Here is a 1,608-nt window from a genome sequence, read left to right on the forward strand (position 1 = left end):
AAATACAGGAGTAATAGGAACAATTTGGTATAGATTTAAGGATTATGTTTTGATGCAGGCAGAACTACACCAGATTCAATTCATTTAAATAAAATACTAAAAAAGATGCTTTTAAAAGGTGCAAAATACGTTTCAATGGAGGTTTCTTCCCATGCTGCCCATCAGATGAGAATATACGGTCTTAACTTTGAAGGAGGGATATTTACAAACCTAACACAAGACCATTTAGACTATCATAAGGACATGGAGAGCTATTTTAAAGCAAAAAAAATGTTTTTTGATTATATATTAGAAAAAAATAAAAAAGCAGTATTTTCAATAAATGTAGATGATTTTTACGGAGAAAGACTTTATAGACAGTTAAAAAACATTGCCAATGTCATTTCATACGGACGCAAAAGTGAAGAATTTAAAATAATTGATATGCAAACTCAACCTGAAGGGTGCTTTTTTACTGTAAGTTTTCAGGGGAAACGGTTCAATCTTTATTCTAAACTAAGGGGAGATTTTAATATTTACAATATATCGGCAGCTTTTTCATTTCTTGCAAGATACGGTATAGATATTGAGTTTTTAAAAGAAGCTACAGCAAAATTAAAGCCTATAAGAGGTAGATTTGAAATTGTTTATTCAAAAGATTTTTTAGTTGTAAACGATTACGCACACACACCTGATGCACTTGAAAATATACTTAAAAGCATACAAAAACTAAAAAGAGGAAGATTGATAGTCGTTTTTGGTGCAGGTGGCGATAGGGACAAAACAAAAAGACCCAAAATGGGAAAAATAGCTGAGGAACTTGCAGATGTAATCGTACTTACCTCTGACAATCCAAGGTCAGAAGACCCTAAAGATATAATTGAAAATATAAAAGCAGGGATGGAAAATAAAAAACCCTTACTTGAAATCATAGATAGAGAACAGGCTATAAAAGAAGCAATAAAGATGGCAAAAGAAAATGATGTTGTTTTAATTGCAGGTAAAGGTCATGAAACTTATCAGATAATAGGTGATAATATTTACCACTTTGATGATTCAGATGTTGCAAAAAAGTATTTGAAAATGTTTAATAAAATATAATGAAGTATTTAATTTTAGTTCTGCTGATATTTAGCGTTTCTTTTTCGCAGGATTTTTATTCTTGCTATAAACTTTTTAAAGAAGAAAAATTTCTAAAAGCTAAAACATGTTTTTTACAAATAAAAGAAAAAAAGTTAAAACCTTACAAGAACTACTTTATTTCCCAAATAAATTTACTTTACGATGAAAAACCCATTTTAAATAAAAATCCTCGTTATGCTGTAGACAGCTACCTTTATTTAAAACTTGCTGGAGATTCTTTTTATAAAAAAGATTTCAAAACTGCAAAATTTTATATAGATAAAATTGATGAAAAAGCTTTAGATAAAGATGACTTTCCTTTTTATATTTATTTAAAAGCAAATATTTTTAATAACATTTCTTTAAAAAAACTCCTTGCTACTGAATACATATATGATAGAAATTACGGATATAAAACATTCGTAGAAATTTATAAAAACTTTCTCAGAAAGAACTGCAAAAGCTGTTGATATATAATCTCAAAAGAATGTATAAGAGGGCACTTGA

The 1,608-nt window shown here is 28.4% G+C and carries 2 protein-coding genes; both read left to right on the forward strand.

Annotated elements, in window-relative coordinates; translation table 11 throughout:
- Positions 1 to 105 precede the first annotated feature (105 nt).
- Positions 106 to 1,080: a UDP-N-acetylmuramoyl-L-alanyl-D-glutamate--2,6-diaminopimelate ligase gene (locus HG1285_RS18450; protein WP_157560723.1), complete on the forward strand. Its 975-nt coding sequence runs from the start codon at positions 106 to 108 to the stop codon at positions 1,078 to 1,080.
- A complete protein-coding gene (locus HG1285_RS02280; protein ID WP_008289168.1) occupies positions 1,080 to 1,571 on the forward strand; it encodes a hypothetical protein in 492 nt (163 codons plus the stop codon). The genes HG1285_RS18450 and HG1285_RS02280 overlap by 1 nt, the downstream gene beginning before the upstream one ends.
- Positions 1,572 to 1,608: the final 37 nt, after the last annotated feature.

It is taken from the genome of Hydrogenivirga sp. 128-5-R1-1 (assembly GCF_000171895.1).